At 70.4% G+C, this 24,239-nt stretch carries 18 protein-coding genes and 1 pseudogene; 7 read left to right on the top strand and 12 right to left on the bottom strand.

The window, feature by feature from the left end; genetic code table 11:
• Positions 1-290: 290 nt before the first annotated feature.
• The gene (locus tag D2K64_RS11350) at positions 291-1,172 is read left to right on the top strand and encodes a YsnF/AvaK domain-containing protein (RefSeq protein WP_120008503.1); all 882 of its coding nucleotides are present in this window, start codon (positions 291-293) and stop codon (positions 1,170-1,172) included.
• Between the two features lie 224 nt (positions 1,173-1,396).
• Entirely contained in the window at positions 1,397-2,275 is an 879-nt protein-coding gene (locus D2K64_RS11345; RefSeq protein ID WP_120008459.1) for a diacylglycerol/lipid kinase family protein, read from the top strand.
• Between the two features lie 156 nt (positions 2,276-2,431).
• On the opposite strand, the pseudogene D2K64_RS11340 reads toward D2K64_RS11345, so the two are convergent.
• Positions 2,432-3,654 (bottom strand): annotated as a pseudogene (locus D2K64_RS11340) (putative bifunctional diguanylate cyclase/phosphodiesterase).
• Entirely contained in the window at positions 3,639-4,031 is a 393-nt protein-coding gene (locus D2K64_RS11330) for a PAS domain-containing protein (RefSeq protein WP_120008457.1), read from the bottom strand. Before D2K64_RS11330 ends, D2K64_RS11340 begins: the two are co-directional and overlap by 16 nt.
• A gap of 60 nt (positions 4,032-4,091) precedes the next feature.
• Here D2K64_RS11330 and D2K64_RS11325 point away from each other — a divergent pair, with 60 nt between their 5' ends.
• Genes D2K64_RS11325 through D2K64_RS11310 form a run of 4 tightly spaced genes read left to right on the top strand, consistent with a single transcriptional unit; the run spans position 4,092 to position 7,523 of the window.
• Positions 4,092-4,901 carry an inositol monophosphatase family protein gene (locus tag D2K64_RS11325; RefSeq protein ID WP_120008456.1) on the top strand — a complete coding sequence of 270 codons (810 nt, stop codon included), beginning with the start codon at positions 4,092-4,094 and terminating at the stop codon, positions 4,899-4,901.
• Complete coding sequence (locus tag D2K64_RS11320; protein ID WP_202910636.1) at positions 4,898-5,980, top strand: DHH family phosphoesterase; 1,083 nt, start codon at positions 4,898-4,900, stop codon at positions 5,978-5,980. Before D2K64_RS11325 ends, D2K64_RS11320 begins: the two co-directional genes overlap by 4 nt.
• Positions 5,977-7,026, top strand: a complete 1,050-nt coding sequence (gene uvsE / locus D2K64_RS11315) for a UV DNA damage repair endonuclease UvsE (protein ID WP_120008455.1) — start codon at positions 5,977-5,979, stop codon at positions 7,024-7,026. Before D2K64_RS11320 ends, uvsE begins: the two co-directional genes overlap by 4 nt.
• A gap of 56 nt (positions 7,027-7,082) precedes the next feature.
• The gene (locus tag D2K64_RS11310) at positions 7,083-7,523 is read left to right on the top strand and encodes a DMT family transporter (protein WP_120008454.1); all 441 of its coding nucleotides are present in this window, start codon (positions 7,083-7,085) and stop codon (positions 7,521-7,523) included.
• Positions 7,524-7,590: 67 nt separating this feature from the next.
• Here the strand turns inward: D2K64_RS11310 and D2K64_RS11305 are convergent, their stop codons facing one another.
• The 7 genes from D2K64_RS11305 to D2K64_RS11275 form a co-directional block, all read right to left on the bottom strand.
• The gene (locus D2K64_RS11305) at positions 7,591-10,035 is read right to left on the bottom strand and encodes a glycogen/starch/alpha-glucan phosphorylase (protein ID WP_120008453.1); all 2,445 of its coding nucleotides are present in this window, start codon (positions 10,033-10,035) and stop codon (positions 7,591-7,593) included.
• Positions 10,036-10,075: 40 nt separating this feature from the next.
• Positions 10,076-11,518 carry a glycogen synthase GlgA gene (glgA, locus tag D2K64_RS11300; protein WP_120008452.1) on the bottom strand — a complete coding sequence of 481 codons (1,443 nt, stop codon included), beginning with the start codon at positions 11,516-11,518 and terminating at the stop codon, positions 10,076-10,078.
• Positions 11,519-11,531: 13 nt separating this feature from the next.
• A complete protein-coding gene (gene glgC, locus D2K64_RS11295) occupies positions 11,532-12,827 on the bottom strand; it encodes a glucose-1-phosphate adenylyltransferase (protein WP_120008451.1) in 1,296 nt (431 codons plus the stop codon).
• Between the two features lie 161 nt (positions 12,828-12,988).
• The gene (locus D2K64_RS11290) at positions 12,989-13,882 is read right to left on the bottom strand and encodes an NAD(P)/FAD-dependent oxidoreductase (protein ID WP_120008450.1); all 894 of its coding nucleotides are present in this window, start codon (positions 13,880-13,882) and stop codon (positions 12,989-12,991) included.
• A gap of 2 nt (positions 13,883-13,884) precedes the next feature.
• On the bottom strand, positions 13,885-15,234 hold the full coding sequence (locus tag D2K64_RS11285; protein ID WP_120008449.1) for a dihydrolipoyl dehydrogenase family protein: 1,350 nt from the start codon (positions 15,232-15,234) through the stop codon (positions 13,885-13,887).
• Positions 15,235-15,345: 111 nt separating this feature from the next.
• Positions 15,346-17,739 carry a glycoside hydrolase family 65 protein gene (locus tag D2K64_RS11280; RefSeq protein ID WP_120008448.1) on the bottom strand — a complete coding sequence of 798 codons (2,394 nt, stop codon included), beginning with the start codon at positions 17,737-17,739 and terminating at the stop codon, positions 15,346-15,348.
• Complete coding sequence (locus tag D2K64_RS11275; protein WP_120008447.1) at positions 17,739-18,701, bottom strand: PfkB family carbohydrate kinase; 963 nt, start codon at positions 18,699-18,701, stop codon at positions 17,739-17,741. The genes D2K64_RS11280 and D2K64_RS11275 overlap by 1 nt, the downstream gene beginning before the upstream one ends.
• Positions 18,702-18,896: 195 nt before the next feature.
• Between D2K64_RS11275 and D2K64_RS11270 the strand changes: the two genes are divergently transcribed.
• Positions 18,897-19,991 carry an alkene reductase gene (locus tag D2K64_RS11270; protein WP_120008446.1) on the top strand — a complete coding sequence of 365 codons (1,095 nt, stop codon included), beginning with the start codon at positions 18,897-18,899 and terminating at the stop codon, positions 19,989-19,991.
• A 48-nt stretch (positions 19,992-20,039) separates the two neighbouring features.
• Here the strand turns inward: D2K64_RS11270 and D2K64_RS11265 are convergent, their stop codons facing one another.
• The 3 genes from D2K64_RS11265 to D2K64_RS11255 are packed head-to-tail and all read right to left on the bottom strand — an operon-like array spanning position 20,040 to position 24,239.
• Positions 20,040-20,564 (bottom strand): hypothetical protein, encoded by a 525-nt coding sequence (locus tag D2K64_RS11265; protein ID WP_120008445.1) that lies wholly within the window; start codon positions 20,562-20,564, stop codon positions 20,040-20,042.
• Between the two features lie 18 nt (positions 20,565-20,582).
• Positions 20,583-20,828: a hypothetical protein gene (locus tag D2K64_RS11260; RefSeq protein WP_120008444.1), complete on the bottom strand. Its 246-nt coding sequence runs from the start codon at positions 20,826-20,828 to the stop codon at positions 20,583-20,585.
• A 51-nt stretch (positions 20,829-20,879) separates the two neighbouring features.
• Complete coding sequence (locus tag D2K64_RS11255) at positions 20,880-24,239, bottom strand: DEAD/DEAH box helicase (protein ID WP_120008443.1); 3,360 nt, start codon at positions 24,237-24,239, stop codon at positions 20,880-20,882.

Below are 24,239 nucleotides of genomic sequence, written 5' to 3'. Positions count from 1 at the left end.
CGCGCCGGCCTTGGCTGTTATGCCGTCACATGCTCATCGGTGAGGCCAGCGGGGATCCGCAGAGCTGACTGCTTCGATGGCGAGATGCAGGCTCCTGTTATGGTGGATCAGTCACCGCGACAGCTTGCCGATAGGTACGCGAAAGCACGAGAACCGAAACTACCCGCCAACGAAGTCGTTGAATGCAAGCACAAATCAACGGGCCGCCCTTGACGGGCGCCTGTCGAAGTTACCGGGTGCTTCGCTCCAGCTGCTCAAGAGCACCCTCTCCTAGTCAGAAGGCATGAATGATGACGCGCACTGTGACGGCCTATTTCGACACGCCTCAGGCAGCTGAACAGGCCGCCTTTGATCTTGCCAAGCAGGTCAGTGGCGTGCGTGCTCAGGTCTTTGACTCGAAGAGTTCCACGAGCGACCTCAGCGTCTTGTCCATCCCGCAGGAGGATCTGGCCACCCTGCGAGAGGGTTTTCGGCGTGGCGGCGCAACCGTCTATGCCGAGATCCCTGACAATCAGTTCGAGACAGCGGCAACGGCGCTCGAAGCCAGCGGGGCCATAGACCTGAACGAGCGCGAAGCCGCCTGGCGCCAGGAGGGGTGGACAGGATCATCCACGTCAAGCTCCAACCAGACATCGCCTGCGGCGGTTATGCCGACCAGTGCCGGGTCGGCCGCCTCGAGAACTGCCGGGGTGGAACACCTGGGACCTGCGACTTCCGAGGAACACATCCCGATCGTCGAGGAAACCGTCCGGGTCGGAAAGCGTGAGGTCGAGCACGGCCGCGTGCGGGTTCGCAGCTATGTGGTCGAGACGCCAGTCAGCGAGCAGGTCAGTTTGCGGGAAGAGCATGTTGATGTGAGCCGCCATGCCGTCAATAGGCCCTTGACCGATGCTGACGATGCGTTCCACGAGCGCGTGATCGAGGCGACCGAGCACGCAGAAGAGGCGGTTGTCTCGAAGGAGGCGCGGGTGCGCGAGGAAGTGGTGATTCACAAGGAAACGGAGGAGCGCGTCGAAACTGTGCAGGACACCGTGCGCCGCACGGAGGTCGAGGTCGACGATGGCCGGACGAGCGGGACAGCGGCCAGCAACAACTCGTCTGGCACGGTTACCGGCCGCTCGGTGGACCATGCTCCCGACACCAAGACCAGTGGGGCCAACCCGAAGCGGTAAGCAGCGCATGATCCGCTGACTGAAAGCTGAAGTGGGGCGGGCCAGTGATGCCCGCCTTACTTTTCGTGGTGCTCAATGGCCGCAGCGGTGGCTTGGCGCTGAGTGGCGGCAGCGGTCACAGCAGAGAACATTGATCCGGCCGCTGTCTTCTTCTGACGAACCCCATCAGCCTGTCTGCCGCCGCGACTGGAACGCCGGGCGGGTTGCGGTGTTGTCCCACCACCATGCGCGCCATCCTGATCCTGAATCCCAAATCCGGCGACGCCGAGCACAGCCCCGATCGCGTCGCCGCGCCGCTGCGCGCCGCCGGCTTCACCGTTCTGCCGCAGACCGGCACGGCGGAGGAATGGATAGCGGCGCTGCGCCAGCCGGCCGACCTCGTGGTGGTGGCCGGCGGCGACGGCACCGTGGCCGAGGTGGCGCTGAACATGCCGCCCGATGCACCGCCCCTGGCGGTGCTGCCCTTCGGCACGGCCAACAACCTGGCCTGCGCCGTGGGCGGCTGGGCCGATGCCGAGGCCCTGGCGGAAGGCTGGGGCGAAGGCTCGCATCGCAGCCTCGACTTGGCCGAGGCCACCGGTCCCTGGGGCGCGCGGCCCATCGTGGAGGCGGCGGGCTTCGGCGCCTTCGCCCATGGCGTACGGCGCGCCGACCGCATCGGCCTGAAGGGCGTGGAGAATGGCCGGGCGGCGTTCCGGGACAGCCTGCGCAGCGCCCCCGTGCTGCGCCTCCGGCTCCGCATCGACGGCGGCGAGGCGATCCCGGTGGAAACGCTGCTGCTGGAAGCCTGCACCATGCCCGGCTTCGGCCCGCAGCTGCGGCTGGCGCCCTGCATCGCGCCGGGCGACAACCGCCTGGCGGTGGTGACGCTGGCCCCGGCCTGCCGCGACGCCATGCTGGACTGGCTGGAGCAGCCGGATGCCGGCCCGCCGCCCTGCGATTGCCGCCCGGCGCGCGACGTGGCCTTCGAATGGCCCGGTGGCGCGGTGCGGCTGGATGACGAGCCCCTGGCGCCGGAACCCGCCGGCCCGGTGCGCATCGCCCTCAGCGGTGCCCGCGTCCGGGTGCTGTCCCCCCCGCATTCCAGGAGGTGGAACGCATGAACGAGGATCCAGCTGGCATCTCAACAACTGGGCGGCCAACTTGTGCCATCCCCCGCGCCGGCAAGAGCGCCGCCTGCGATTTGACCCGATAATCCGTGATAGATGATGTGAAATGCCGCAGTGATGACCCGCCGCAAACCAGAGAGCCAGGATATGTCAGACCTCCGAGTGTCCTGATCGATACTGCGGCCCCTCGATCAGGGTGGTCAGTTCTGCTGCAGGCAAGGGCTGGCTGTACAAATATCCCTGGGCATCATCGCATCCAAGGCGGCGAAGAGCATCAAGTTGTTCAGCTGTCTCCACGCCCTCAGCGGTGACCGAGATGCCAAGGCTCTGGCTCATGCTGACAACAGCTCGAATGATGGCTTCCGACTCTCTGCGATTGGGTAATCCGGAGACGAACGAGCGATCAATCTTGATCTTATCAAATGGGAAGCGGAGCAAGTAGCCGAGTGATGAGAAGCCCGTGCCAAAGTCATCCAGAGCGATGCGCACGCCCAGTCTGCGCAGCTCCTGCAGGATTGCCAAGCTCGCCTGATCATCCTGTAGCAGGACTGATTCTGTGATCTCCAGTTCAAGCCGCCCAGGAGCCAAGCTGGCAGCAGCGAGGGCACCAGCCACCATCTGCAACAAGTCTGGACTCCGGAACTGGACCGGGGAAAGGTTAACAGCCACACGGATGAATGGAGGCCAGTGGGCTGCTTCGCGGCCCACTCACCGATCCGCATGATCAACCCGGTTTCCTCAGCTGCTGGGATGAACTCGGCCGGCGAGATCGCTCCCCAGTTCGGAGGCTGCCAGCGTAACAGCGCTTCAAAGCACCTTACCTCTCCTGTCTGAATCCCGACCAACGGCTGAAAGTGCAAATCCAACTCACCGCGGTCGAGGGCCGTACGCAGACCCGCCCTCAATTCCTGTCTGCGTCGAACTTGCTCATCCAGTGCGGGCTCGAAGAAGCGAAAGGTAGCACGCCCGTCTGCCTTGGCTTGATAGAGGGCCATATCTGCTTTTCTGACGGTATCTTCCGGAGCGGCCTTCTCGTCAGAAACCAGAGCGATGCCGATGCTCGCACCTACGACTGCCTGCTTCTGCTCGATCTGATAATCCTGCCCCAGGATCTCCACGACGCGCCGGGCGAGAGTGGCCGCGTCGTCCGGCTCCTTCAAGCCGGTTTGTAGAATAGCGAATTCGTCGCCGCCGAGACGGGATAGCAGGCTGCCTTCGGGAACACAGCGGCGGAGCCGGTCGGCCGCCTGACGCAACAGCGCATCACCCGCAACATGTCCGAGGGTGTCATTGACGCCCTTGAAGTGGTCAAGATCAATGCAGTGGAGTGCCAGGTGCTCACCGGGACGGCGGGTCGTTAGCGCTTGCTCCAACTGTCGGCCGAACAGGTGGCGATTGGCCAGATCTGTGAGCGGATCAACGCCATGTAAGAGACCTGCTGCTCGGCCAGCTTGCGCTCGTGGATGTCTTCATCCGTACCGTACCAGCGGAGAACTCGCCCTGCCTCATCACGGCGCGGAGCCGCACGCGAGCGAAACCATCGGTAGCTTCCATCCTTGAGGCGAATGCGACTTTCCACATCAAGCTGTTCGCCAGAGGTCATGGAACGGGTCCAGCACGCCTCCATGCTGGTCACGTCCTCTGGATGGATAGCACTCAACCATCCCATCCCCAGTGTTCCACCTGGTGTGGGACCAACAAGGCTGCCCCAACGTGGGCTGATGGTGATGATCTGCCCCCCGGTGCGCATCGCCCTCAGCGGTGCCCGCGTCCGGGTGCTGTCCCCCCCGCATTCCAGGAGGTGGAACGCATGAATGTTGATCTCCCCGCCATCGCCGCCACCGCGCGCGAACTGGCCGAGCTGGCCGGGCGCGAGATGGCCGCAGGGCTGCGGCGCAACCCGGCCGTCAGCTACAAGCCCTCCGCCGGGGGCGGCAACAGCCTGCGCGACCCGGTGTCCGAGGTGGACCAGGCGGTGGAGGCGATGATCCGCGAGCGCTTGGCCATCGCCTTTCCGGATCACGACGTGCTGGGCGAGGAAATGGCCACCCGCCCGGCGCGCGGCAGCCGCTTCCTGTGGGCCGTGGACCCGGTGGACGGCACCGCCAACTACATCAACGGCTTTCCGCTGTTCGCCGGCTCGGTGGGCGTGTTGCGCGACGGCGCGCCGGTCGCCGGCGCGGTGTGGTGCGCCTCCTCCCACGCGCTGCGGGCGGGTGTCTACCATGCCGTGGAGGGCGGCGGATTGTTCTTCGACGGGGAGCCGGTGCGGCCGGTGTTCAACCCCGATGTGCGGCGGCGGATCGGCGGCTTCGTGGATGCCTCGCCGCGCTCCCCGGAAGGCTGGGAAGCGCGGCGCACAGGCTCGGCCGCCATTGAATGCGCCTTCGTTGCCGCCGGGCTGATGGAGGTGGCACGGTTCGAGCGGCCGAATGCGTGGGACGTGGCCGGCGGCTTTCCGCTGGTGCGCGCCACCGGCGGCGCCATCAAGGTGCTGGGCGAGGCCGGCTGGCAGGACTTCACCCGCTTCGATGCCGGGGGCGATCCGGGGCAGTGGCGGCACCCGGTGATCCTCGGGCGGCCCGAGGCGGTGGAACGCCTCTGCGCGCTCGGCGCATGAGCGCGAGCCCTGCGCCCCGGGCCGATGCAGCCTGGGTCGCGACATCCCGCGCCGCCTTCGCGGAAGCGCTGGCGGGCTTCAACCGGGACCGGCCCTTGCTGGTGCTGGGGCACCACGATGCGGACGGGCTGTCCGCCACCGCCATCCTGGCCCGCGCCCTGCCCCGTGCCGGCTGGCGGGTGGAATGCCGCATCCTGGGCCGCGGCGAGAACGCCTGGTCTCCGGAGATGGCGGCGGAACTGGCGGCGCGCCCGGTCGGTGGGCTGATCGTCACCGATCTCGGCACCCGTGCCGAGCCGCCCTTGGCCGGCGTGCCCACGGTGCTGCTGGACCACCACGTGCCCACCGGCATCCCGGAGCAGGCGCTGCTGATCACCGGCCACGGGCTCGATCCCATTCCCACCAGCTCGCTGCTGGCCTGGTGGTGCGCGGGGGCCGTGGCGGAGGTGGACGACCTGCTCTGGCTGGCCGCCATCGGGCTGATCGGCGACATGGCGGAGAAATCCGGCTTCGCCGAGCTGCAGGCGGCGCGGGAAGGCTGGGGCATCACCGCGCTGCGCGACGCCGCCGCCCTGGTGAATGCGCCGCGCCGCGCCGCCTCCGGCGATGCCGCCCCCGCGCTGGCGCTGCTGATGAAGGCTGACGGACCCAAGCAGGTGCTGTCCGGCCCATACCCCGAGACCGCCGCGCTGCGGGCGGCGCGGGAGGAGGTGCAGCAGGCGCTGGCGGAGGGCCGCCGCGTCGCCCCGCGCATCCAGGGCGATGTGGCGCTGATCCCGCTGCACTCGCCCTGCCAGATCCATCCCCTGGTGGCGCAGCAATGGAGAAGCCGGTTGAAGAACAAGATCATCATCGCCGCCAACACCGGCTACCGGCCCGGCTGGGTGCATTTCGCCGCGCGCTCGGGCACCGGCACCGACCTGATCGCCTTTTTCCGCGACCACCGCCCGGACGGCGCCGATCCGGTGCAATATGGCAATGGTCATGCCCAGGCCTCGGGCGGCGCGCTGCCGCCGGAAGCGTGGAACCGCTTCCTGGAGGAGCTCGGCTTCGGCGAGGACGCGCAGGTGCCGACATGAGCGCCGCGCCGCTGCGCCTCGGCTTCCCGGTGAAGCTGATGGGTGACCCCACCATCAAGAGCAACGACACACGGCGCTGGCAGCAGGACCCGCACCTCAAGGTGTCGCTGGAATACATGGACCGGGCGCTCGATTACCTCGACAAGCACAACATCCGCATGTACCGCATGTCGTCCGACCTGGCGCCCTACGCCACCCATCCGGACATGCCGCAATTCCATTCCATGGTGCGCGACAGCGATGCGGAGCTGCGTGCCTTCGGCTCCAAGGCCCGGCGCCTCGGCATGCGGCTCTCCTTCCATCCCTCGCAATACGTGGTGCTGAACAGCCCGGACCCTGTATTGGTGGAGAAGAGCATCTGGGACCTGTCCTCCCAGGCGGAGATGCTGGACCGCATGGAGCTGGGCCCCGAGGCGGTGATGGTGATCCATGTGGGCGGCACCTATGGCGACCGTCCGGCCGCCAATGCCCGCTGGGTCGACACCTGGAACAACAAGCTGCCGGAGCATGTGAAGCGCCGGCTGGTGCTGGAACATGACGACCTGCGCTTCTCGGTGTCTGACATCCTGTGGATCCACGAGCGCACGGGCGTGCGGCTGATTTTTGACCACCAGCATTTCTGGTGCCTGAACCCGGACGGGCTGGCCATGCGCGACGCGCTGGAGCGGGTGCTGCGCTCCTGGCCGGACGGGCAGCGGCCCAAGGTGCATTTCTCCTCGCCGCGCACCGAGATGCGCGAGCTGAAGCGCAAGGAGAAGGGCACGCGCAAGCTGAAGACGGTGCTGGTCGCGCCGATCAACACCGGCCACGCGGATTTCTGCAACCCGTTCGAGTTCATCACCTTCATGCGCATCGCCGAGGGGCTGGAATTCGACGTGATGCTGGAAGCCAAGGTGAAGGATCTGGCGCTGATCCGGCTGCGGCCCGACCTGCTGCGCTACGCCCCCGACGTGGCGCGGCGCTTCGGCCTGAACCCGGCCGAGGCGCCGGTGCTGGAAGCGGAGGAGGACGCCCTGCTGGAAGAGGACGCCGATGCCGGCGCCTGACAACCGCGCCGGGCCGGCGCTGCTTCCTGTCCGCCTCCTGGGCAGCGGCTGACGCCATGGCCTATCTGTTCGCGATCCTGGCCGGCATCCTCAACATGGTGCAATCCGGCAGCAACGCCACGCTGAACGAGAAGCTGGGCGCCGGCCCGGTGCTGCCGGGCCTGGTGGTGTATCTGGGCGGCATCCTCGGCCTGCTGCTGGCGGCGCCATTCCTGTGGCAGCCGGCCGGTGCGGCGCTGCGCAATGCCGGTTCCGTGCCCTGGTGGGGATGGATCGGCGGGCTGCTGGCGTCCGGCTACGTGATCGCCACCCTGACCATCGCCAAGGGCATGGGGGCCGGCGCCTTCACCGCCGTGACGCTGACCGCGGCGGTGGTGACCTCCATCCTGCTCGACCATTTCGGCCTGTTCGGCTTCGAGGTGCGCGCCGCCACCGGGCTTCGCCTGCTCGGCGGCGCGCTGATGATCGCCGGCGTGGTGCTGGTGGCGCGCCACTGAGCCCGCCACTGAGCCGGCCACCGGGTCCCGCCACCGGGTCCCGCCGCCCGCCGGGTGCGCGGCGGCGTCAGTCCAGCGGCGCCGCCCGCACCTGCCAGATCTCCCCGGCATATTCCTGGATGGTGCGGTCGGAGGAGAACCAGGCGACATTGGCGGTGTTCAGCACCGCGCTGCGCCACCAGTCGGACGGGCTGGACCACCGGGTCGCAACGTGGCGCTGGGCGCGCACATAGCTGTCGAAATCGGCGGTGACCAGGAAATGGTCATGCGCCAGCAATCCTTCCACCAGCCCCTTGTAGCGGTCCGGCTCGCCCGGCGAGAACACGCCGGAGCTGATCGCCTCCAGCACCCCGCTCAGGTCGTCAGATGCCGCCATGGCCGCCCGCGCATCGTAGCCATCGCGCCGCAGCACCGAGGCCGGACCGGCTTCCAGCCCGAAGATGAAGATGTTGTCGAGCCCGACCCGCTCGCTGATCTCCACATTGGCGCCATCCAGCGTGCCGATGGTCAGGGCGCCGTTCAGCGCGAACTTCATGTTGCCGGTGCCCGAGGCCTCCAGGCCCGCGGTGGAGATCTGCTCCGACAGGTCCGCGGCCGGGATGATGCTTTCCGCCAGCGTCACGTTGTAGTTCGGCAGAAAGGCCACCTTCAGCAGCCCGCGCACGGTGGGATCGCTGTTCACCACCCGCGCCACGTCATTGGCCAGGCGGATGATCAGCTTCGCCTGGCGGTAGCTCGGCGCCGCCTTGCCGGCGAAGATCTTGGCGCGCGGCACCCAGGGGGAGGTCGGCTGCGCCCGCATGGCGTTGTACAGCCACACGGTGTGCAGGATGTTCAGCAATTGCCGCTTGTATTCATGGATGCGCTTGATCTGCACGTCGAACAGCGCGTGCGGATCGAGTTGCACTCCGATGCGCTCCTGCACCACGCGGACCAGCGCCTGCTTGGCCACTTGGCGCTGGGCGGCGAATTCCTGCTGGAACGCCGCGTCGCGCGCATAGGGCACAAGGTCCGCCAGCCGCTCCGGATCATCCAGCACGCGCGGGCCGATGGTGTCGACGATCAGCTGCGTCAGCCCGGGATTGGCGCGCAGCAGCCAGCGGCGGAAGGTGATGCCGTTGGTCTTGTTGGTGATGCGGCCGGGGCAGACGCGGTTCAGCTCGGCAAACACGGTGGTCTTCATCAGCCCCGTATGCAGCGCGGAAACGCCGTTCACCTTGTGCGAGCCGATAAAAGCCAGGTGGCCCATGCGGACCCGGCGGCCATGGTGCTCGTCGATCAGCGACACGGCGGATAGCAGCGCATCCCCCGCGCCATCGGCGCGCGCCGCCTCCAGGTGGCGGCCATTGATCATGTAGATGATTTGCATGTTGCGCGGCAGCAGCCGCTCCATCAGCGGCACCGGCCAGCTTTCCAGCGCTTCCGGCATCAGCGTGTGGTTGGTGTAGGAGAAGGTGGCGCGGCTGATCTCCCACGCCTTTTCCCATTCCAGCTCATGCACGTCGACCAGCAGCCGCATCAGCTCCGCCACACCCACCGCCGGATGGGTGTCGTTGAGCTGCACGGAGATCTTGTCAGCCAGGGTCAGGATGTCGCCATGCAACCGCACATGCCGCCGGATCATGTCCTGCAGGGAGGCGGAGGCGAAGAAATATTCCTGCCGCAACCGCAACTCCTGCCCGGCCGGGCTGTCATCGCCGGGATACAGCACGCGCGAGATCGCCTCAGCCCGCACCCGCGCCAGCTGGGCACCGACATGGTCGCCGCTGTTGAAGGCATCAAGGTGCAGCGGGTCGGTGGCGCGCGCCGACCACAGGCGCAGCGTGTTGACCCAGCGGCCGCGCCAGCCCACCACCGGCGTGTCATAGGCGATGGCACGCACCGTCTCGCCGGGCACCCATTCCAGCTGTCCGTCCGCGGCCTGCGCCACATGGCCGCCGAAGCCGACATCGTAGGTGACGCTGGAGCGCTCGAATTCCCACGGATTGCCGAGCGACAGCCAGTCCTCCGGCACCTCCTGCTGCTGCCCTTCCCGGACCAGCTGGCGGAACAGACCATGCTCGTAGCGGATGCCGTAGCCGATGGCGGGGATGCCGAGGCTCGACATGCTGTCCATGAAGCAGGCGGCCAGCCGCCCGAGGCCGCCATTGCCCAGCGCCGCGTCCGGCTCCTGCCCCAGCACCTCGTCGAGGTTGACCTCCAGCCCGGCCAGCACCCGGCGCACCTGATCGGTCATGCCAAGATTGCCGAGCGCGTCGCCCAGCAGCCGCCCGATCAGGAACTCCATCGACAGGTAGCAGACCTGCTTGCGCCCTTCATCCGCGATGGCGGCGTTGCACAGCCGCCAGCGGTCGATGATGCGGTCGCGCACCGCCAGGGTGGTGGCCAGGAACCAGTCGCGTGGTCCCGCCCGTTCTTCCCGGGCCGCGACGGAATAGATCAGCTTGTTGACGATCAGCTCGTGCAGTTCGACGTCCCCGGCGGGCACGTCCATCGGGCTGGTCTTGATCATGCGCAGTTCCTTGTTTCCGTCGACGTCCAGGCCCCGTGCGTCAGCGGCGCGCGATGGCCCGGTAAAGCGCGGCGTATTGCGCCGCCGGCCGCGACCAGCTGACATCGCAGGCCATGGCGTTGCGCTGGATGCGCTGCCAGCCTGCCCGATCGCCCCATAGCAGCGCAAGGCGGTTGAGTGTCGCCTCCAGAGAATCGCGCGTTGCGTTGGCGAACTGGAGGCCTGTGGCCACGCCCGCGGCCTGCGCCATGGCATTGGCGTCAATCACCGTGTCGGCCAGCCCACCGACCCGCGCCACCACCGGCAGGGCGCCGTAGCGCAGGGCGCAGAGCTGGGTCAGGCCGCAGGGCTCGAAGCGCGAGGGAACCAGCAGCGCGTCGCAGCCGCCCTGGATGCGGTGCGCCATGGCCTCGTCATAACCGAGGTGCAGGCCGATCCGCCCCGGATTCGCCGCCGCGGCGCGGGCGAAGCCGGCCTCGATGGCGGCTTCCCCGGTGCCCAGCGCCACCAGCCGCAGGCCGAGCCCCAGCAGCGCCGGCAGCGCTTCCAGCACCGCATCCATGCCCTTCTGCCAGGACAGTCGGCTGACCACGCCCAGCACCGGCGCTGTCGGGTCGTCATCCAGGCCGAATTCGCGGCGCAGCGCGGTGCGGTTGGCTTCCCGCGCGGCCAGCCGGCGGGTGGAGAAGGGCTTGGCCAGCGCGCTGTCGCGCGCCGGGTCCCACACCGCCGTGTCGATGCCGTTCAGGATGCCGAACAAGTCCGGGCCGCGATCCCGCAGCAAGCCAGCCAGCCCCATGCCGCCCGCCTCGGTGCGGATCTCGGCGGCGTAGGTGGGGGACACGGTGGTGACCCGGTCGGCCAGCCGCAGCCCTGCCTTCAGGAAGCCGATGGCGCCGTAATACTCGACCCCATCGATCGAATAGGCTTCCGGCGGCAGGCCCAGCTCGGCCAGCAATGCGGCCGGGCACTGGCCCTGGAAGGCCAGGTTGTGCACCGTCATCAGCGTGCCGGGGCGCGGCCCCTCGCCGTAATGCAGGTAGGCCGGCACCAGCCCGGCCTGCCAATCATGCGCGTGCACCACCTCGGGGCGGTAGCCCGGCAACGCGCCGCGCCCCAGCCGGGCGGCGGCCTGCGCCAGCGCCGCGAAGCGCTGCGGGTTGTCCGCCCAATCCCCGCCCGGGCCGGCATAGGGCCCGCCCTCCCGGCCGAAGAGGTGCGGCGCGTCCAGCACGAACAATGACAGGCCGGCCGCCTCGGCCGCCAGCAACCGCGCTGGTCCGCCGAACATCGTGCCGAGGTCCAGCACCGCCTCGGCCGAGGCCAGCTGCCGCAGCACGGCGGGATAGCCCGGCAGCAGGCTTTGCGTCGTGATGCCCTCGGGCACCAGCGCACCGGGCAATGCTCCCGCCACATCGGCCAGCCCTCCGGTCTTGATCAGCGGATAGAGTTCCGAGGCGACGGACAGAACGGAAAGGGTCATGCGGCGAAAGGTCTCAGGCGCCGGGCGGGGCCTGCTTCAGGGCATCCACCATGGGCTGGGTGATCAGGGTGACACCGCGTTCGGTGCGGCGGAAGCGGCGCGCATCCTCGGCCGCATCCTCGCCGACCACCAGCCCCTCCGGCAACTCCACGCCGCTATCCACCACCACGTTGCGCAGCCGGCTGTGCCGGCGCACCACCACCTCCGGCAGCAGCACGGCGCTGTCCACGTTGCAGAAGGAGTTCACCCGCACATTGGTGCACAGCACCGAGCGGTTCACCCGCGAGCCCGACACGATGCAGCCGCCCGACACCAGGGAATCGAGCGCCGTGCCGCGCCGTCCCTCGTCGTTGAAGACGAACTTGGCCGGCGGCGTCACCTCGCTGTAGGTCCAGATCGGCCAGTCGCGGTCATACAGGTCGAGCGCCGGCACCACGTCGGTCAGGTCGATGTTCGCCTGCCAGTAGGCATCCACCGTGCCGACGTCGCGCCAGTAATGCTCGGCCTCGGCGCCGGAGGTGACGCAGGAATCGGTGAAGTGGTGCGCCACGGCGCGGCCATGCTCCACGATGCGCGGCACGATGTTCTTGCCGAAATCATGCTCGGAGGCCGGGTCGGCGGCGTCCTGGCGCAGTGCCTCGGCCAGGAACTCGGTGCTGAACACATAGATGCCCATGCTGGCCAGCGCCTTGTCCGGCTTGCCGGGCATGGCCGGCGGGTCGGCCGGCTTCTCCAGGAAGGAGTGGATGCGGCCGGAATCGTCCACCGCCATGACGCCGAAGGCGGAGGCTTCCAGGCGCGGCACCTCGACGCAGGCCACCGTCACATCGGCACCCGAGGCCTCGTGCTGCTGCAGCATCACCTCGTAGTCCATCTTGTACACATGGTCCCCGGCCAGGATCACCATGTAGCGTGGCCGGTGCGCCTCGATGATGTCGAGGTTCTGGTACACCGCGTCGGCGGTGCCGGAGTACCAGCCGCTGCCCTGCACCCGTTGGCTGGCAGGCAGGATGTCGAAGCTCTCGTTGCGCTCGGCGCGCATGAAGTTCCAGCCGCGCTGCAGATGGCGGATCAGGCTGTGCGCCTTGTACTGGGTGGCGACGCTGATGCGGCGGATGCCGGAATTCAGGGCGTTGGACAGGGCGAAGTCGATGATGCGCGACTTGGCGCCGAAGAACACCGCCGGCTTCACCCGCCGCTCGGTCAGCTCCATGAGGCGGGTGCCGCGGCCGCCGGCCAGCACATAGGCCATGGCGTGGCGGGCCAGGGGGCGCGCCACCGGCGCCCGAATCGGCTGTCGCGTGCTCATTTGACTGTCTCTCCTCCCCCGTGCCGCTCGCCAGCTCCGTCGGGCGGCTAGGGACTTACCCGCGCCGCCACTGGCGGGCCAGCCCGGCAACCGTGCCGCACGACACAGGAAACAGACGAACAAGGCGAGGGGAAAGTTGCCGGCTTACCGCCCAGTCCCCGCTATTGCGGATGCGATTCCTGTTTCAGCAATCCGGCGTTGAGATGGAAGGCGGCAATGCTGCCCTGCGCCGCCGCCACCACCGCCATTTGCAGCCCGGGCGAGGCATCGCCGGCGATGAACAGGCCGGGGATGTCCGTGCCCCCATGCCGGTTGGCCCGCACCTGCCCCGCCGCCGTCAGCTTGCAGCCCAGGCTTTCCGCCAGCGCCGAGCGCGGCCGCTGCGCGATGGCCAGGAACAGGCCGGCGCGTTCCAGCTCCCTGCCATCGGCGAAGCGGAGGGCGCGCAGCCGTCCGTCCTCCACCCGCAGCGCGGTGACGCGGCCTTCGCGCAGCCCGATGTTCAGGGCGGCGAGGCGGTCCCGGTCGGCCTGGCTGACCGGCCCGTCGGTGCAGGCCACCAGATCGCCGGTCCAGTTGCGCACCTCGATGGCCAGCCGCACCGCGTCGTGGCCGGCGCCATGCACCGCCAGCGGCTCATCCTGGCGCTCGAACCCGTCGCAATACGGGCAATGCCAGATATCGGTGCCATAGGCCTCGTCCAGGCCCGGCCAGTCCGGCAGTTCGTCGGCCAGCCCGGTGGCCAGCAGCAGGCTGCGGCTTTCGGTGGTCTGCCCCGCCAGCGTCACCGCGAAGCCGTCCCTGTTCCGGCGCGCCGCCTCCACCTCGCCCTGCCGCAGCTCGATCGAGGGGTAGCGGCGCAGTTCCTCCTGCGCCATGCGGCGGAACTCGGCGGGCGGCGTGCCGTCCCGCGTCAGGAAGCCGTGAATGGCGTGGGAACGGGCATTGCGCCCTTCCCCGGCATCCACCAGCAACACGCGGCGCCGGGCGCGGCCCAGCAGCAGCGCGGCGCTCAGGCCGGCGGGACCGCCGCCAACAATGATGGCATCGTGCATGTTCAACCCAGCATCGATGAGATGTTGGACGCGCCGGAGGGATAGGCGGTCATCAATTCGGACAAGCCATCCGCATCCATGCCCGCCTTCATGGCGAAGCCGAACAGGGTGACCACCTCGGCCGCATCCGGGCCCAGCAGGTGGGCGCCCAGGATGCGCCCGCTGCCCTTCTCCAGCAGGATCTTGTAGGCGGCCGCGGTTTCGCCGGTGCGGCGCACCGACAGGAAATCCGACATGTCGCCCTGCCGCACCTCGTAATCGGCACCGGCGGCGCGCGCCGCCTGTTCGGTGGCGCCGACGCTGGCCAGCTGCGGGATGGTGAACACCACGCTCGGCACCACGGAGTAATCCACGCGGCGCGAGCCGCCGAGCAGGTTGTCCGCCACCACCCGCGCATCGTGGCTGGCCACCGGGGTCAGCGCCGGTCCCTGGGCGGCGGCGTCGCCGGCGGCGAAGACGCGCGGATTGCCAGTGCTGCGCAGCCGGTCATCCAGCACCAGCCGGCCCTTCTCCACCGGCACTCCGGCCGCTTCCAGCCCCAGCCCTTCCAGCGCCGGGCGGCGGCCAAGGCCGTGCACCACCATCTCCGCCTGGAAGGTCCGGCCATCCTTGCAGGTCGCTTCCAGCCCGGCACCGGCACGGCGCAGCGCCGAAACCTCCGCCTCCAGCTCCACCGCGATGCCCATCTCGCGGCTGCGCCGCACCAGCCGCTCCACCAGATCCTGCTCGAACTGCGCCAGCGGCGTGCGGTCGGCCTGCAGGATGCGCACCTCGCTGCCGCCGCGCGCCGCCATGTGCGCGATCTCGAAGGAGATGTAGCCGCCGCCCAGCAGCAGCAGCCGCGGAGGCAGCGCATCGAGCGCCAGGAAGTCGTCGCTGGTGTCCATCAGCTCGGCGCCCTCGATCGGCAGGTGCGCCGGCAGCCCGCCGGTGGCGATCACCACGTGCCGCGTCGCGAGCCGCGTGCCGTCCAGGTCCAGCGCGTCGGGGGCGATGAAGCGGGCACGGCCGTGCAGCGCCACGATGCCGGCGTCGCGCAGCCAGGTCTCGCGCCGCGCCGGCACAGGATCGGTGAAGCTGCGCTTGAAGCGCTGCGCCGCGGCCCAGTCGATCGACACCGCATCGCCGCCTGCGACGCCATGCGGTGCCAGGCGGCGGGCGCGCTCCATCGCTTCCGTCAGCATCCAGAAGGTTTTCTTGGGCTCGCAGCCGCGCAGCGCGCAGGTGCCGCCGAACTCGCGGCATTCAACCAGCGCCACCCGCCAGCCGGCGGCGCGGCAGCGCCGCGCCACGCCGACGCCGGCCGTGCCGGAGCCGAGAACAATGAGGTCAAAGGTGTCGTCCTGCGCCATTCTGCTTCTCCAGGCTGCTGCGGGAACACCGCGCCCTGCCGGGGCGTTGCCGATGGAAGAAGGCCGGCGGAACGTTCCGGCGGGATGTCCGGGCGGGCGTGGGCGCCGCGATTATTCCGCGGCCGCTTCCAGCCCCGCCACCGCCACCGCCACCTCGCCGCCGGGCGGCAGCAGGGTGGTGCCGCTAGCATGCACCACCGGGACCGGCCCGGCATTGCCCCCGTCGGATCGCAGCCGCAGCACGCCCTCGCCGCCCCAATCCAGGGTGAAGCGGCCGAAGCGGCAGCGCAGCGCCAGCCGCACCGGGCCGAGCTCCGCCGGCGGGGCCGGGTTCAGCAGGATGCGGTCCCAGTCGAGGCCGAAGCCGAGATAATGCCGCTGCAGCACGTCCAGCGCCCCGCCCAGCGAGCCGAGATGCGCCCCGTCGGAGGAGGCGGTGGGGCCGGACGGGTTGTGCTCGGCGCGCAGCGTGCGGCTGAACGCGCTCCAGGACGCGGCGGGATCGAGCGGCGCCAGCGCCGCCGCGCAGACCAGCTCGGACAGGCTGGAATCATGCGACATGCGGGCCAGGTCGTGCTGCGCGGTGCGCCGCCATTGCGCGGCGTCCATCGGGTAGCCCAGCCGCTCCAGCACCTGCTCCAGCGCCCCGTGCGACAGCAGGTAGCGCAGCATCAGCGTGTCCGCCTGCTTGGTCCGCTGGTAGCGGTTGATGCTGTCGCCGGATTTTTCCAGCCCGAGATCCGGCCGCTCGCCCGGATGCTCCGCCTCGAAGGCCTCGGCATCGAAGGGCTCCAGCCGGTCGAAGCCGTCGAAGGGCAGCAGCACGCCCCCGGCGTCGAACACCAGGCGCAGCCGGCGGCTCACCGCGTCCCAGCGGCGCAGTTCCGCCTCGTCCAGCGCCAGGGCGGCGCGCAGCGCGGCCGCGCGTTGCGGTGGCAAGCGGTCGAGCAGCCGCAGCGCGCAGCCCAGCGTCCAGGCCGCCATGACGTTGGTGTAGGCATTGTCGCGCAGCCCCGGCTCCGGCGCGCCCGGATACTGCACATGGAACTCGTCCGGCCCCACCACGCCCGCGATGCTGTAGCGGCCTGTGGCCTCGTCCCGCCGCGCCAGGCTGTTGAAGCAGCGCGCGATCTCCAGGATCATCTCCGCGCCGTCGCCGAACAGGAAGTCGTCGTCCCCCGTGGTCATGGCGTAATGCCAGACGTTGAGTGCGACTGCGGCGCCGATGTGGCGCTGCAGCCGGGTGTGGTCCGGCATGAAGCGGCGCGACAGCGGGTTCCACTGGAAGCGCGGCGTGTGCTCGCCACCGTCGCTGGCGCTGCGCCAGGGATACAGCGCGCCGCGCAGCCCGGCCTCCTCGGCGTTGCGCTTTGCATCCGGGAGCCGGGCCCGGCGGTAATCCAGCAGTTGCCGCGCCAGTTCCGGCAGGCGGGTGGCCAGAAACGGCAGCACCAGCGTCTCGTCCCAGAAGATCTGGCCGCGATAGGCTTCCTGCCAGCCGCGGGACGGAAAGCCGACATCGCGGTGGCGGCTGTGCGGCGACACCGTCTGCAGAATGCGGACGGTGCCGAGCCGCAGCGCGCAGCCGAGGTCGGCGGGCTCGGCCTCCACGCCGATCCGCTGCCGCAGCGGCGCCCAGGCCGCCCCATGCGCGTCGCGCAGCGCCGCGAAGCCCGGCGCATCCCGCAGCTCCGCCAGCGCCCGCGCGGCGGCATCGCCGCCGGAATGCACGCACAGCGTCTTCTCCACCACGGCGGGCGCCCCCGGCCCGGCAGGGACGTGCAGCGTTTCGGCGATGCGGCAGGCGGTGGCCGTGACGGGCCAGGCCTGTTCCGCCGCGCCATGGATCCGGGTGCGGGCCGCCACCGCCACGACGATGCGCGATGTCCGCGTGCGGGCGGACACCAGCAGCAGGCCGTTCCGCGCTTCCGGCGACACCGCCTCCAGGTGGCGGCTGGCGAAGGGGCGCAGGCAGTTCACGCTGCCATTGATCACGTCGCCCTCGATCGCCGCGCGGACCTCCAGCCGGCCGGACCAGTTCTGCGGCGCGATCTCCAGCCGCAGTGCCGCCAGATGCGGCTGCGCCATGCTGACCAGCCGATCTTCGGTCAGCGCGGTGCGGCGGCCTTCGCCATCCTCGAACAGCACCTCGCGCCGGGTGATGCCGGTTCCGCCATCCAGCGCGTGGCGGTAGCGCAGGATCTGCACGGCCTCCGGCGCGAACCACCGCCGCTCGCCCTCGACGCGAAAGTTGAGCAGCAGGCCATTGGGCAGGTTGACCAGGGATTCGTTGTTCACCGGCTCGCCCTCGATCAGGTCCGGCAGGCGGTTGTAGAGGCCGGCGAGGTAGGTGCCCGGATAATGGGTTTCATCGGCCTCGGCCCAGCACGCCGTGCCGCGCAGGCTCAGCCGGCCATTGCCGAGCGCGAGCAGCACCTCGCGCCGGCCCTCGTCGTCCGGCTCGTAGCGCGTATAGGCGGTTCCGTCCGGCGGCTCGAACGGCATCAGGGGGTCGCCATCCGGCGGATGCCGGCTTGCAGGCGCGGCAGCATCTCCGCGATGCGTGCCCGGTCGGGATAGGCCTCCTGCGAACCATAGGCCGTCACGGCGAGGTGCGAGGCGGCGGCGGCGAAGGCCGCGGCCGCCACCGGCTCCTGCTTCTCCAGCAGGGCCACGGCCAGGGCGCCGGTGAAGGCGTCGCCAGCCCCGGTGCTGTCGCTCACCTCCACCGGTACGGCGGGCACCTGGGTCAGGCGGCCACCTTCCAGCAGCACGCAGCCGCCATCGCTGAGCTTCACGCACACCAGCTCGATGCCATTCCGGGCCAGGCGCCGCGCCGCCTCCGCCGCGTCCTCCGGTTCGCGCACCTCAATTCCGGTCAGCTCGCCGGCTTCGGACGCGTTGGGGGCGATGGCGTGCAGCCCGTCCAGCCATTCCGGGCGCAATCGTTCGGCCGGGGATGGGTCCAGCACCGCGCGCAGGCCGCGCCGCCGGGCCGCGGCCAGCGCCGCGTCCACCGCATCGGGCGCTACCTCCCAGTCCAGCACCAGCACCGAACCGTCCGGGGCCGCATTCACCGCATCGGCCGCGGCGGCGCAGGCCGCGGCATCCCAGCTGTCATTGGCGTTGCCGGCCAGGACGATGGTTTTGCCGCCATCCGGCAGCACGCAGATCATCGACACCGCCGTGGATTGGCGGGGGGCAGCCGAGACGCCGGCCAGGTCCACCCCGGCGCGGCGCAGCGGCGCCAGCGCCTGTTCCGCCAGGTCATCCTCCCCAACGCGGCCGAGCAGCGCGGCGGGATGGCCGAGGCGGCGCGCCAGCAGGGCGACGTTGGCCGCCTTGCCGCCGCTCAGCCGCACGAAATCACGTCCCATCTGTGTGCGTCCTGGCCCCGGCGCGGCCTCGGTCCGAAGTTGGAAATCGGCATTGATGCTGCCCAGAGACAACAGGAGGGGTTGGGTCATGCGGGCTCCGGAGAGATGACAAACCAGCAACTTTCCAGCTCCAACGCCGCAGCCGGCGATTGGATGTGAACGGTTACACGGCGTTGCCGAGCTTCACCGGCGCCGGACGCATGGGCGCCATGCGGGCCACCCCCTCACGGGGCCTTCCCGGCCACCCATCTTGCACTGCAACATCCGTTTCGGAGCCTTGTCCTGATGAGCCGACCCGCCGACACCGCCGACCTGTTCCAGCCCATTCGCCTGGGCGAGCTGACCCTGGCCAACCGCATCGCCATGGCGCCGCTCACCCGCTCCCGTGCCGGGCGCGGCGACGTGCCCGGTCCGATGAATGCCGAATACTACGCGCAGCGCGCCTCGGCCGGGCTGATCATCAGCGAGGGCACGCAGATCTCCCAGCAGGGCAAGGGCTACGCCTTCACCCCCGGGATTTATTCGCCCGAACAGGAAGCCGGCTGGAAGCTGGTGACCGACGCGGTGCATGCCAGGGGCGGCAAGATCGCCGCGCAGCTCTGGCATGTCGGCCGCATCTCGCACCCCGACCTGCAGGAGAACGGCGCGCTGCCGGTGGCTCCCTCGGCCATCCGTGCCGAAGGCCAGGCCTTCACCGAGAGCGGCTTCAAGCCGCTGGAAACCCCGCGCGCGCTGGACACCGGCGAGATCGCCGGCATCGTCGCGCAATATCGCCACGCCGCCGGGGTGGCGCGCCGCGCCGGCTTCGACGCGGTGGAGATCCACGGCGCCAATGGCTACCTGATCGATCAGTTCCTCAAGGACAAGACCAACCTCCGCACCGACCGATACGGCGGCAGCGTGGAGAACCGCATCCGCTTCCTGCTGGAGGTGGTGGAAGCGGTCACCGATGTGCTGGGCGGCGGCCGCGTCGGCCTGCGCATCTCTCCGGTGAGCCCGGCCAACGACATCGCCGACAGCAATCCCATGGCGGTGTTCGGCCCGGCGGTGGAAGCCCTGAACCGCTTCAACCTCGGCTTCCTGCACGTGGTCGAGGGTGCCACGGGCGGTCCGCGCGACGTGGCGCCGGATTTCGACTTCCTGGCGCTGCGCCGTGCCTTCAACGGCCTCTACATGGCCAATAATGGCTACAACCTCGACCTCGCCGTGCAGGCCCGTCGCGAGGACCGCGCCGACCTGATCGCCTTCGGACGCCCGTTCATCAGCAACCCGGACTTGGTGGAGCGGCTGCGCTCCGGCACGCGGCTCGCCGAGGCCGACAAGGCCACCTTCTACGGCGGCGACGCGCAGGGCTACATCGACTACCCGGCGGCGGCATGATCCCGCGGGGAGCCGGGACGGCTCCCCGCATTCATTCCCGGGCGTTCCTCAGCCCGAGGTGCGGCGGCCGACCTCCTGCTGCAGCCGTTGCACCTGGGACAGCATGTTGCGGGCCGGCGTCGTGATGTCCTTGGGCTCGGTCGCCTGGTCGATCTGGTTCAGCTCCTGCCGCACCTGGGTTTCCACCTCGGTATAGGCCGTCTCCCCGCGGAACGCGCTGGGCGCGCGCCGCACGGTCTGCAGCGCGTTCTGCGCCGCGGCCTTCAAATCCATCCAGGCCGGGGTCACGGCGCTCTGCTGGTTGGCCGGGGTTTCGCCGCCGCTGCGGCCGATCGCGGCTTCCAGGCGGCTGCGGGCCTCGCCCAGCGCGTTGGCGTATTCCTGCAGCGTTTCCAGCGCCTGCGCCGGCGCCTCGTTGCGCCATTGCTCGGGCCGCGTCTTGCCGGTGTAGCCTTCGGTCTGGTTGGGGGCGACTTCCTGGCCCAGCGTGCCCTGGGAAACGGCCGGGGCCGCGAAGGGGGCGCACAGCAGCAGGGCCAGGGCGGCGCGGCCGGTGAGATTGCGCATGGTCATGGGATCGGCTCCTCGTGTTCAGGCCTCGGTGTGGCGGCCGGCTTCCTGGCTTTGCATCATCAGCAAAGCCTCGTCCCGGGTGAGCTGGCAGGTGGCCTTGTCCTGCTCCACCGTGGAAAATTCCGACAACGGCAGAACGCCGAGCCGTCCATCCTGCGCCACCAGCTCGACATGGCCGGTCTGGAAGCCGCCGATCCGGCCGAGCAGCGCGCCGTCGCTGGTCATCACCGGCATTCCGTCGCGCAGCAGCGTGGTGTCCACCATGGGGTGGTTCCTCCTTTGGCTGGGCCCGGCATCACCGGGCCTGATGGGGCTTCAACGCGCGGCGGGCGGATCGGTCGCCGCGGTTTCCGCTTCGCGCCGCGCCTTGCGGCGGTGCCGGCGAACATTGTCGAGCAGCCGTCGCAGCAGCCGCAGCCGCTCGGCCGCCGTGCGACTCGGCTCGCGCAGGATCAGCCGCTCGCCATCCAGCTGCGCGGCCACGCCCTGCGGCCCAGCTTCCAGCCGACGCACGCCGAGCCGCCGGCAGCGCAGCCGCAGCCGGGCAACCACAAGCCAGTTCCGCACCGGCTCGGGCGGCGGGCCGAAGCGATCCTCGATCTCGGCGCCGAGATCCTCCAGCGCCGCCGCGTCGTCCTGGCGCAGGATCTCGGCCAGGCGGGCATGCGCCTCGACACGCAGCGCGTCCTCGTCGATGTAATCAGCCGGGATGCCGGTGCTGATGCCGAGGGCCAACTCGGGTGACGGCACCTCCTCCGTCGCCTCCCCCTGGGCCTGGCGCAGCGCGCGGTTCAGCAGGTGCTGGTACAGGCCGATGCCGATCAGCTTCAGGTGGCCGGCCTGTTGCTCGCCCAGCAGGTCGCCGGCGCCGCGCAGATCCATGTCGCGCGCGCTGATGGCGAAGCCGGCGCCGACGCGATCGAAGGCTTCCAGCGCCTTCAGGCGGCGCTGCGCGGACGCGCTGGGCGGCACCTCCGGGTCCTGCAGCAGCAGGATGGTGCCGCGCGACCGGCCACGGCCCACGCGGCCGCGCAGCTGGTGCAGCTGCGACAGGCCGAAACGGTCCGGATGCCAAACCAGCATGGTGTTGGCGCGCGGCACGTCCAGCCCGGTTTCCACAATGTTGGTGGACAACAACGCATCCGCCCCGCCATCGGCGAAACGCACCATGGCGGCGTCGATCTCCTCCGCCGGCATGTCGCCATGCGCTTCCAGCAGCGTGAGGCGCGGCAGCAGGCGGCGGATGCGGTGGCGTAGTGGCGCGATGTCGGCGATGCGCGGGCAGACGATGAAGCTCTGCCCGCCCCGCCGCTGCTCGCGCTGCAAGGCGTCCCGGATCACCGCGTCGTCGGCCGGCATCTGCAGCGTGCGGATCGGCTGGCGCCGCGCCGGCGGCGTGGCGATCACCGACAAGGATTGCAGCCCGATCATTGCGCCCTGCAGCGTGCGCGGGATCGGCGTGGCGGTGAGCGTCAGCCCGTGCGCCGCCTCGCCCTTCCTGCCGCCGCGCTCGTGCAGGCGCCGCAGCATCGCCTTCTGCCGCGTGCCGAAGCGCTGTTCCTCATCGACGATCACCAGGCCGAGCCTGCCGAACCGCACCTCCCGCCCGGCCAGGGCCTGGGTGCCGATGGCGATGCCGATCTCGCCGCTGGCCAGGGCTTCGCGCGTGGCGCGCGCCTCGGCCGCCGGGCTGAGGCGGCTCAGGGCCTCCACCCGGATGTTCATCGCCTCGAAGCGGCGCCGGAAGGATTCCAGATGCTGCCGCACCAGCACCGTGGTGGGCGCCAGCACCGCCACCTGGTAGCCGCATAGCACGGCGGCGGCGGCCGCGCGCATCGCCACCTCGGTCTTGCCGAACCCCACATCGCCGCAGACCAGCCGGTCCATCGGCCGGCCGGATGCCAGGTCGCGCAGCGTTTCCGTGATGGCGGTCTGCTGGTCGGCGGTCAGGGCGTGGGGAAAGCCGCGGGCGAAGCGCTCCATCGCCGCACGGGCTGGCTGCAGCACCGGCGCCCTCTGCCGGTCCCGCTGCCGGGCCTGCTTCATCAGCGCCCGCGCCGTGTCGGCGATCTGCGCTTCCACTTCGGCCCGCCGGGCGATCCAGGCATCGCTGCCCAGGCGGTCCAGCGACACGCCGTCGGCCTCGGCACCGTAGCGCCACAGCCGGTCCATGTCGCCGGCCGGCACCAGCTCGGTGGCGCCGTTGGCATAATCCAGCCGCAGGCAGTCCTGGGTGACGCCGTCCAGCTCCAGCGTTTCCACGCCCCGCAGCGCACCGAGGCCGTGGTCCAGATGCACCACCGCGTCGCCCGGCTGCAACGCGCCGGCGCCGAGCGCCAGGGCGGCGGATACCGGCCCCTCCTGCCGCGCCAGGTCGGGGCGCACATCGGCCGGCGCCACCACCCATGCGTCCGACGTGCGGAAGCCGGTGCTCAGGGGTCCCTCCAGCACGGCGAAGCAGCCGGGCGGCGTGTCGCGCAGCGCCATCCATCCGGGCAGCCGCGCCGGCTCGCCCAGCCGGTCCGCGGCCAACCGAAGCAGGGCCCGGGCGGCGCGCGGCGGGCCGCTCAGCGCCACCCGCACCCCCGCATCCCGTGCCTCGGCCAGCAGATCCAGGAAGGCTTCCTCCGGCTGCTCCGCCGTGGCGAGTTGCGGCAGGCTGGCGGCGTCCGTGGCGGGCTCCTCCAGCGCCAGCACCTCCCGCCCGGCGCAGGCCTGGTCCCAGGCCGCGGCGTCCAGAAACAGGGCGGCGGGCTCCGCCGGCACCAATTCGAGCCCGCCCTCGCCGCCCAGCACCAGGGCGGTGCGGAACGCCTCGGCGACCTCGCGCTCGCGGCGGCGGCGCTGCTCCTCCACCTCCGGATCCAGCACCAGCAAGGCCTCCGGCATCAGCGCGAAAACCGTGGTGAGGGAGGCGTAGAAGCCGGGCAGCGCGTGCTCCGCGCCCACCGGCAGCGGCAGGGCCGTGCCATCGGCATCGACGATCTCGGATGCCGGGCCGAGCCACACCGCCTCCGCCTCCTCCACGCTGCGCTGGGTCAGCGGATCGTAGCGGCGGATGGCGATGATGCGGCCTTCGCCATGCTCGATGCGGCAGGGCATGGCCGAGGGCTCGGCCGGGAACAGGTCCAGCACGGCGCCGCGCAGCGCCGCCTCGCCGGGTTCATCGACCCGTGCGTCTAGCCGGAAGCCGAGCCGCAGCAGCTCGTGCTCCAGACCGTCCAGGTCGAGCGGCGCGCCGCGGCGCAGCTCGATGCGCCGCACCGCCGCGGGCGGCGGCAGGCGCTGCAGGGCGGCGGCCAGGCTGGCGACCAGCAGGCGGGGGCGCTCCGCAGGCTGCGCCACCGCGGCCAGTGCTGCCATCCGCGCGCCCATCGCCGCGGCGGAGGGCGAGGCACGGTCATAAGGCAGGCAATCCCAGGCCGGCAGCCGCAGCACCTGCAGCTCCGGCGCCAGGGCACGCGCCGCCTCGTATAGCCGCTCGGCCCGCGCCTCCGAACGCGCCAGGTGGATCACCCCGGCGGCGCCGCGCCGCGCCGCTTGTTCCACCAGCCGCGCCGCCAGCAGGCCAGCCGGTTCCGCTTCCAGGGCGGCCGGGCCGCCGCCGGCTGCCGGACGTGCGAGCGGCCGCTCCGGTGATCCGGAACGGCCGCGGGACTTTCGAACGGGAGACAA

It is taken from the genome of Teichococcus vastitatis (assembly GCF_003604215.1).
In the GTDB taxonomy this organism is placed as follows: Bacteria; Pseudomonadota; Alphaproteobacteria; order Acetobacterales; family Acetobacteraceae; genus Pseudoroseomonas; species Pseudoroseomonas vastitatis.
The sequence above is the reverse complement of the archived record's forward strand: the minus strand, read 5'-3'. Positions and strand labels throughout refer to the sequence as shown.